The 8,364-nt window shown below is 63.6% G+C and carries 12 protein-coding genes; all 12 read right to left on the bottom strand.

Annotation, left to right across the window (positions count from 1 at the left end; genetic code table 11):
- Positions 1-28: 28 nt before the first annotated feature.
- The 12 genes from rplQ to rpsE all read right to left on the bottom strand — a co-directional run bounded on the left by rplQ (position 29) and on the right by rpsE (position 8,359).
- A complete protein-coding gene (rplQ, locus tag ACE3SN_RS15055) occupies positions 29-439 on the bottom strand; it encodes a 50S ribosomal protein L17 (protein ID WP_374531371.1) in 411 nt (136 codons plus the stop codon).
- Positions 440-580: 141 nt separating this feature from the next.
- On the bottom strand, positions 581-751 hold the full coding sequence (locus tag ACE3SN_RS15050; RefSeq protein ID WP_374531369.1) for a hypothetical protein: 171 nt from the start codon (positions 749-751) through the stop codon (positions 581-583).
- A complete protein-coding gene (locus ACE3SN_RS15045) occupies positions 748-1,200 on the bottom strand; it encodes a hypothetical protein (RefSeq protein WP_374531367.1) in 453 nt (150 codons plus the stop codon). The genes ACE3SN_RS15050 and ACE3SN_RS15045 overlap by 4 nt, the downstream gene beginning before the upstream one ends.
- Before the next feature lie 403 nt (positions 1,201-1,603).
- Positions 1,604-2,662: a DNA-directed RNA polymerase subunit alpha gene (locus ACE3SN_RS15040; RefSeq protein WP_374531365.1), complete on the bottom strand. Its 1,059-nt coding sequence runs from the start codon at positions 2,660-2,662 to the stop codon at positions 1,604-1,606.
- Between the two features lie 107 nt (positions 2,663-2,769).
- Entirely contained in the window at positions 2,770-3,159 is a 390-nt protein-coding gene (gene rpsK, locus ACE3SN_RS15035; protein ID WP_088307824.1) for a 30S ribosomal protein S11, read from the bottom strand.
- Positions 3,160-3,215: 56 nt separating this feature from the next.
- Complete coding sequence (gene rpsM / locus ACE3SN_RS15030; RefSeq protein ID WP_374531362.1) at positions 3,216-3,584, bottom strand: 30S ribosomal protein S13; 369 nt, start codon at positions 3,582-3,584, stop codon at positions 3,216-3,218.
- A gap of 290 nt (positions 3,585-3,874) precedes the next feature.
- Positions 3,875-4,501, bottom strand: a complete 627-nt coding sequence (locus ACE3SN_RS15025; protein ID WP_374531360.1) for an SRPBCC family protein — start codon at positions 4,499-4,501, stop codon at positions 3,875-3,877.
- 59 nt (positions 4,502-4,560) lie between these two features.
- Positions 4,561-5,208, bottom strand: coding sequence for an adenylate kinase (locus tag ACE3SN_RS15020; protein WP_374531358.1), 648 nt, complete (start codon positions 5,206-5,208; stop codon positions 4,561-4,563).
- Positions 5,209-5,243: 35 nt separating this feature from the next.
- Positions 5,244-6,611: a preprotein translocase subunit SecY gene (gene secY, locus ACE3SN_RS15015; protein WP_374531356.1), complete on the bottom strand. Its 1,368-nt coding sequence runs from the start codon at positions 6,609-6,611 to the stop codon at positions 5,244-5,246.
- A gap of 137 nt (positions 6,612-6,748) precedes the next feature.
- Positions 6,749-7,267 carry a 50S ribosomal protein L15 gene (gene rplO, locus ACE3SN_RS15010; RefSeq protein WP_374531354.1) on the bottom strand — a complete coding sequence of 173 codons (519 nt, stop codon included), beginning with the start codon at positions 7,265-7,267 and terminating at the stop codon, positions 6,749-6,751.
- A gap of 190 nt (positions 7,268-7,457) precedes the next feature.
- Positions 7,458-7,634 carry a 50S ribosomal protein L30 gene (gene rpmD, locus ACE3SN_RS15005; protein WP_054945226.1) on the bottom strand — a complete coding sequence of 59 codons (177 nt, stop codon included), beginning with the start codon at positions 7,632-7,634 and terminating at the stop codon, positions 7,458-7,460.
- Between the two features lie 5 nt (positions 7,635-7,639).
- On the bottom strand, positions 7,640-8,359 hold the full coding sequence (gene rpsE, locus ACE3SN_RS15000) for a 30S ribosomal protein S5 (protein ID WP_374531373.1): 720 nt from the start codon (positions 8,357-8,359) through the stop codon (positions 7,640-7,642).
- Positions 8,360-8,364 lie beyond the last annotated feature (5 nt).

Raw genomic sequence — 8,364 nt, 5'->3', positions numbered from 1 at the left:
AATTGACCCCGCGAAGGGATCGAATGGCTTATTCGGCGTCTTCGCTGAAGACCGGGCCCGAATCCTGACCCTTGGCCGAGGTGTCGCGGTCAACCAGCTCGATCACGGCGAGCGGAGCAGCGTCCGACGCGCGGATGCCGGCCTTGATCACGCGGGTGTAACCACCGGCGCGATTGGCATAGCGTGCGGCCAGAACGTCGAACAGCTTTACCAGCTGCGCATCGTCGAGCAGGCGGGCGTGGGCCAGACGGCGGTTCGAAAGGCCGCCGTGCTTCGCCAGCGTGATCAGCTTTTCGACGTAGGGACGCAGTTCGCGCGCCTTGGGCAGCGTGGTGGTGATCTGCTCGTGCTTGATCAGCGCGGCCGCCATGTTGCGGAACATCGCGGTGCGGTGCGACGAGGTGCGGTTCAGCTTACGACCGCCGTACTTATGACGCATGTATCTTTCCTTCGTTCGTAGGGGGCCCGTGTAAGGTAGCCCGATCCAGGCGGGGCCGAATGCCGACCGCCGAAGCGCCGCCCAAAAGCGGAAACCGGAGCACTTGTCAAGCCGCGAGACGCAACGGGCGCCTATCTCGGGCTATTTGGCCTCGGTTGGCTTGGCCTTGGCAATGCGGGCCTTCGCCTTGGAGAAGGTAACACCCAGAAAGGCAAGCAGCGAACTGCCGACCAGGGCGAGCCAGCCATTGATCTCGGACAGCAGCAAGGCCAGCCGCTGCGTTGCCGAGACGCTGACCTGGAATTCCTTCACGAACGGCTGCCCTGCACCTCGATCCACTGATTGCCATCGTAGACCCGGTTGTAGAGCCGCAAGGTCAGCTTGAAGGTTCCGGTTGTCTTGGGCGTCACGTACCAGTCGTAAGTGGTATTGGCGACCGTGCTGATATCGCGCACAGCTGTGCCGACCGCCTGTATTTCGACATCGTCCCCCGGCCCGGTCAATTCGGCGCGCACCTGCCGGCCAAAGACCGCCTTGTCCGCCTGCACCGCGCCGGTCGTATCGCTCAGTTCGGCCTTGGCCTGGGCGAGATCGTGCGAGGCAACCACGAACCGGATCAGGGTCTGCTGCCGGTAGGGAAGCAGAGTCGGCTGGTTGAACAGCACGTCGAACAACCGGAATCCGCTCACTTCGCGAGCAATCACCGCATCGCGCGCGTCGCCTTGCGGCGCTGCCGAAGGCGCGGCAGCGGTTGAACCCACAAGGTTCCCCGATGCGGTGCCTCCCGGAGCCGCCGAACTTACCCGGCCTCCGGCGCATGCCGAGGGCGCGCTGCACCCCGGCTCGGGCGGAGGAGGCGGTGGCGGTGGTGGCGGCGGAGGTGGCGGCGGAGGCGGTGGGGGTGGGGGTGGCGGAGGAGGCGACATCGGAAACGCCCCGGTTGAAACAGGGGCTGGAGGCGGCGGCGAAGCCGAGCAACCCGCCAACTGCACAAGGATCAGCGCCGCACAAAGCAGTCCGGCCAGCTTGCCTTCCCTCGGTGTCCGCATCTCCCGCCCCCGAGCGATTATTGCCTGAAGGCTTCATAACGCCTTGAACGGTCAATGCAAACGGGGCCGTCCAGATGGACGGCCCCGCCAAATTTGCAAAGCACCGGTTGGTGGCTTAGCCGAGCAGTTCCTGCTCGAGCTTCTTGGCCATTTCTTCGATGTTTTCCGGCGGCCAGCCCGGGATGTCCATGCCGAGGCGCAGGCCCATCGAGCTCAGGACTTCCTTGATCTCGTTGAGCGACTTGCGGCCGAAGTTCGGCGTGCGAAGCATCTCGGCCTCGGTCTTCTGAACCAGGTCGCCGATGTAGATGATATTGTCGTTCTTGAGGCAGTTGGCCGAACGGACCGACAGTTCCAGCTCGTCCACCTTCTTGAGGAGGTAGCGGTTGAGCTGGTTGGTGTCGCCTTCTTCGGCGGCCGGAGCGGCCATGCCGATCATCGGCGAACCGCCTACCGGCAGCGCGTCCTCGAAGTGGACGAACAGCGCGAGCTGGTCCTGCAGGATGCGGGCGGCATAGGCAACCGCGTCTTCCGGCGTGACGGTGCCGTCGGTTTCCACCGAAAGGCTCAGCTTGTCGTAGTCAAGCTCCTGGCCGATACGGGCGTTGTCGACCTTGTAGCTGACCTGGCGCACCGGCGAGTAGAGCGAGTCGACCGGGATCAGCCCGATCGGCGCGTCGACCGGACGGTTCGACACGGCCGGGACATAGCCCTTGCCGGTATCGGCGGTCAGTTCCATGTTGAGCGTCGCACCTTCGTCGAGGTGGCAGATCACGAGGTCCTTGTTCATGACCTCGATGTCACCCGAGACGGCGATGTCGCCGGCCTTGACCTCGCCCGGGCCGGTGGCCGAGAGCTGGAGGCGCTTGGGGCCTTCGCCCTGCATCTTGAGGGCGATCTGCTTCACGTTCAGCACGATGTCGGTGACGTCTTCACGCACACCGGCCAGGCTGCTGAATTCGTGCAGCACGTTTTCGATCTTGATCGACGTGATCGCGGCGCCCTGCAGCGAGGAGAGCAGCACGCGGCGCAGCGCATTGCCGAGCGTGAGGCCGAAGCCACGCTCGAGCGGCTCGGCGACGAAGGTCGCGCGGCGCTTGGGGTCGTTGCCCGACTTCACCTCGAGGGTGTTGGGCTTCTTGAGTTCCTGCCAGTTCTTGATGTTGACAGTCATGGACTTCCCCTGGGGTTATTTCTGGCGGGAAGGCCGCTGCTCCTTGTCAGGAACCGCGGCCAATCCGAAACAGTGACGAGGCGAACGCCCCGCCACGAAGGACTCGATCAGACGCGGCGACGCTTCGAAGGCCGCACACCGTTGTGCGGGATCGGCGTGACGTCGCGGATCGAAGTGATGGTGAAGCCGACGGCCTGGAGGGCGCGCAGCGCGCTCTCACGGCCCGAACCGGGGCCCTTCACTTCGACTTCAAGGGTGCGCACGCCGTGTTCGGCGGCCTTCTTGCCGGCGTCGTCCGCAGCCACCTGAGCGGCATAGGGGGTCGACTTGCGGCTGCCCTTGAAGCCCATCATCCCGGCCGAGGACCAGCTGATGGCATTGCCCTGGGCGTCGGTGATGGTGATCATGGTGTTGTTGAAGCTGGCATTCACGTGGGCGATGCCGCTCGTGATGTTCTTCCGCTCGCGGCGCTTAATGCGCTGGGGTTCGCGTGCCATTGTTTAATATCCTGTCGAGTATCGGGAAAGAATAGCGCTCTGCCAAAGGCAGCCGCTTACTTCTTCTTGCCGGCGATGGGCTTCGCCTTACCCTTGCGGGTGCGGGCGTTCGTGTGGGTGCGCTGGCCGCGAACGGGCAGGCCCTTGCGGTGACGCAGGCCGCGATAGCAGGCCAGGTCCATCAGGCGCTTGATGTTCATCGCGGTTTCGCGGCGCAGGTCACCTTCAACGGTGTGTTCTGCGTCGATCGCTTCGCGGATGTGCAGCACTTCCTGGTCGGTCAGGTCCTGAACACGACGGGTGTGATCGATACCCAGCTTGTCGGCGATCTGCTTCGCCTTGTGGGCGCCGATACCGTGGATATAGGTGAGCGCGATGATAACGCGCTTGTTGGTGGGGATATTTACCCCGGCAATACGAGCCACTTACTTCTCCATGCTCCACAGAAGGCAGCGAATGCGGCCCTCCATCTCAACGCTTCACCCGCTCAGAACGGCAAAAAAGTCCGGTTGGCGAGCACCAAAGCCTACGCCTGCCGGACTGACCCGTTCTTTCGAGTGAAGCGCGCGATTAGGGCGATTCGCGTCCGCTGTCAACGCCTTCGCCAAATGCAATCGAAATCGTCGCCCTGTTCGCCACCGCGAACCGCAACCTATGCGCAAACGCTTAACCTGAAAGCGCGCCAAGGTCAAAGGCGGCAAAGCCTAGGGACAGCCTACTCGGCCTTGCCCTTCTCATCTACCTGCGCAGCTCCGTCCTCGTCCGCGCCTTCAGGCGTGGCGGGCTTGCCAAGCTTGGTCGCCAGACTATCGGCCTGTTCACCAAGCACCTTGTCGACCATCGGCGCGATGTCCTGCGGCTTCGCCTGCATATAGCCGCCGACCGTGTAGACCCAGGTGATCGTCGTGCCGCGTTCGCTCGGCTTCAGCGTGATCGTCAGCGTGCCGCTGGCCGCCTCGCCCTGCAGCGGACCCAGCCCGCCAGACAGGCGCAGGACGCCGCGCTGCGGATCGGCGTAGATCACGTGCATGTGCTCGACACTGCCCATCCGCTGACCTTCGGGCGCATCGGCAGGCTTGGGAAGCTTCTCGCAGAAGCAGCCCGTCGCCTGGGCATCGATATAGAGGTTGGCAGCATCGCCTGAATAGGTGTGTTCGCTCGACCACCACTTGGCCGGCGCGATCAGCATGCGCCAGGCATCGTCCTTGCCAGCGCTCGTTTCACCGACGAACTTGATTGTGAAACCGGCATCCGTCGCATCGACAACTTCCGCGCCCGCCGGAGCGGACACCAGAACGCCACATGCCAGAGCAAGCCCTGCGAAAATACCGTTGCTGCGCATGAAACCTGCCCTCCCCTTCACGCCGACACTGATAGGCCGACGCGCGAAGGGGCGCCGGGTCAGGACTTGATAATGCGTTCGATAGCCGCCGTCACGTGGTCCATTTCGGCCATGCCGTTGACCCGGGTGACAATCCCGCGCGCTTCGTAGATCGGCAGGATCGGAGCCGTCTTGGCGCGATATTCGGCCATGCGAGTGCGCACGGTTTCCTCATTATCGTCGGGACGGCGCTTGAACTCGGTCGAACCGCACTTGTCGCAGACACCCAGCTGGCGGGGCTGCTCGAACTTGTCGTGATAGCCCTTGCCGCAGTTGGCGCAGGTAAAGCGGCCGGTGATGCGCTCAACCAGTGCGTCCTCATCGACGTCCAGTTCGATCACATGGTCAAGTTTGCGGCCGCGCGCGGCGAGGATGCCATCGAGCGATTCCGCCTGGGCGGCAGTACGCGGATAGCCGTCGAAGATCGCGCCGGCTTCGGTGCCCATCGCGTCAAGCTCTTCACCGATCAGCGCCGAGACGATCTCGTCCGAAACGAGCTCACCGCGTTCCATCACCGCCTTGGCCTGAAGGCCGACCGGCGTACCGGCCTTGACGGCTGCGCGCAGCATGTCGCCGGTCGAAAGCTGGCGCATGCCGAACTTTTCGACGAGGCGCTGCGCCTGCGTTCCCTTGCCCGCTCCCGGCGGTCCAAGCAGGATGATGTTCACGTGGCTGTTCCCCGTTTCCCTTGACGCCCGCGCGCTTAGCGCAGGCGGCCCTTCAACTTCGCCTTCTTGATCAGGTCGCCATACTGGTGCGCCAGCAGGTGCGACTGGATCTGCGTGATCGTGTCTACCGTGACGTTGACCACGATGAGCAGGCTGGTGCCGCCGGCGAAGAACAGGCGCACGCCAGTTTGCGCGATGACCCACTCGGGCACGACGCAGACGATCGTAATATAGATCGCACCGATCACCGTGATGCGGGTCAGCACGTAATCGAGGTAAGTCGCGGTGCTCTTGCCCGGGCGGATGCCGGGGATGAAGCCGCCGTTACGCTTGAGGTTCTCAGCCGTTTCTTCCGGGTTGAAGACAACCGCGGTGTAGAAGAAGCTGAAGAACATGATGCCCAGCGCATAGAGGATCATGTAAACCGGCTTGCCATGCGCCAGGTACTGGTTGAGCCAGACAATGAAGGCGCCCATCTTGGTGTCAGGCGACACCGAATTGCCGGCAAACTGGCTGATGGTCAGCGGCAGCAGCAGCAGCGAACTGGCAAAGATCGGCGGGATCACGCCTGCGGTATTGATCTTCAGCGGCAGGTGGCTGCGATCGGCCTGCATCATGCCGTTCTGGCTCGCCCGCTTGGGATACTGGATCAGCAGGCGCCGCGTGGCGCGCTCCATGAAGCAGATGCCCAGGATCAGCGTGACCAGCAGGAGCACGAGGCCCCCGATTTCATAGCCCGGAACCGAACCGGCGCTGTAGCCGGTCATCAGGTTGCCAATGAACGAAGGCATCTGTGCCACGATCCCGGCCATGATGATCAGCGAGGTGCCGTTGCCAATCCCGCGCGAGGTGATCTGTTCGCCCAGCCACAGCAGGAACATGGTCCCGCCGATCAGGCTGATCACTGCACCGATACGGAAGCCGATACCAGGCATGACGACGGCCTGCAGGCCGCTCGACGCGCCATAGGCTTCAAGCCCGGTAGCGACGAAGTAGCCCTGGATCGCGGTCAGGAACACCGCGCCATAGCGGGTGTACTGGTTGAGCTTCTTGCGCCCGCTTTCGCCTTCCTTCTTCAGCGCGGCGAGCGCCGGATGGAGCGAAGCGGCGAGCTGCACCACGATCGAGGCCGTGATGTAGGGCATGACGCCGAGCGCGATGAGGCTCATGCGCTGCAGGCTGCCGCCCGAAAAGGTGTTGAGGATGTCGAGAATCCCGCCCTGGGTCTGCTTGTAAAGCTCCGACAGGATCAGGGGATTGACCCCCGGCAGCGGAACGAAGCTGAGGAAGCGGAACACGATCAGTGCGCCGACAGTGAACCAGATGCGGTTCTTGAGCTCGGTCGCCTTCGAGAAGTTGGCGAGACTGAGATTGCTCGCGATATTATCGGCGCGTGATGCCATCGGGAAATGAAGCCTTGCTTTGGGTCCGCTACGAACCGCGTCTCAGCCCCATATAGGGACGAAGCCGCGATGTCGAACCCCCCATATGCACAATCCCCGCAACCGGCATGACCGGCCGCGAGGATCATGAACTTCGATTACTTGGCGGCCTTGTTTGCTTCGCGGCGCGCGGTCTTCTTTTCCTGCTCGCTCGGCTGTGCGGCAGGAAGCTCGACCGAACCGCCCGCCTTTTCGACGGCAGCCTTGGCCCCGGCCGAGACGCCATCGACCACGAACTTGACCTTGGCGGTCAGTTCGCCCTTGCCGAGCAGGCGCACGCCGTCCTTGCCACCGCGGGCCAGGCCAGCGGCCTTGAGCGCGGCGTGATCGACGTCAGCCTTGATGTCGAGCTTGCCGGCGTCGATCGCTTTCTGAACCATGCCGAGGTTCACTTCCGCGAAGTCCTTGGCGAAGATGTTGTTGAAGCCGCGCTTCGGGATGCGCATGTGCAGCGGCATCTGACCGCCTTCAAAGCCGTTGACCGAAACGCCCGAACGCGCCTTGGCGCCCTTCTGGCCGCGGCCTGCGGTCTTGCCCTTACCCGAGCCGATACCGCGCCCGACGCGCATGCGGCCCTTGCGGGCACCCTGGTTGTCGCGGATGTCATTCAGTTTCATAAGTTGCACTCGCTTTCGCTTTTGTCGCGCTGATAGGAAGGGCGGCCCTTAGGCCAAGCGCCCCGTGATGTCACCCCCATTTGTGCCGCCCCGCACCAGCGCGCGCCGGGCATTTCCGGAGGATCGATTTAAAGCCAAAAGGCCCCGGATCGCTCCAGGGCCTTTCGTATTGGTTTGACCGTGCCGAAGCTCAGTCGACCACCGCAACCATGTGCGGCAGCTTGGCGATGGCGCCACGCACTTCGGCGGTGTCTTCCACCTCGACGACGCGGTGCATCTTGCCAAGGCCCAGGCCGATCAGAATCTTCTTCTGGCTTTCCGGGCGACGAATCGGCGAACCGATCTGCTTGATCTTGATCTTCGCCATGTTGCTTACTCCGTGATCGCGGCGGCTTCGACTTCCGCCTCAGCCGCGCTGGCACCGCCCCGACCCAGCAGGTCGGCAACCTTCTTGCCGCGGCGCTGGGCAACCGACTTCGGCGAAGTCTGGTTGACGAGCGCGTCGAAGGTGGCGCGGATCATGTTGTAGGGGTTCGAGGTGCCGACCGACTTGGTCACCACGTCTGCAACGCCCAGGCTTTCGAAGACAGCGCGCATCGGGCCGCCCGCGATGATGCCGGTACCGGCCGGGGCCGAACGGACATTGACCTTACCGGCGCCGAAACGGCCCTTGCCGTCATGGTGCAGAGTGCGGCCTTCCTTGAGCGGAACGCGAACCATCTTCTTCTTGGCCGAAGCGGTCGCCTTGGTGATGGCTTCCGGCACTTCGCGAGCCTTGCCGTGGCCAAAGCCAACGCGGCCCTTGCCGTCGCCGACCACGACCAGCGCGGCGAAGCCGAAGCGCTTACCACCCTTCACGGTCTTCGAGACGCGGTTGATGTGGACGAGCTTTTCGATCAACTCCTCGCCACCTTCTTCCTCGCCGCGGCCACGACGGTCGTCACGGCGGCCACGGCCACCACGTTCACCGCCGCGGTCATTGCCGCCACGACCGCGACCACGGCCGCGACCTTCGCGCTCACCACCCTCGGGGGCGGCAGCAGCCACTTCGGCAACAACGCCTTCGGCTTCAATGTTGGTTTCGTCAGCCATCTTAG

Source organism: Novosphingobium sp. (assembly GCF_041915465.1).
Classification (GTDB): Bacteria; Pseudomonadota; Alphaproteobacteria; order Sphingomonadales; family Sphingomonadaceae; genus Novosphingobium.
The sequence above is the reverse complement of the archived record's forward strand: the minus strand, read 5'-3'. Positions and strand labels throughout refer to the sequence as shown.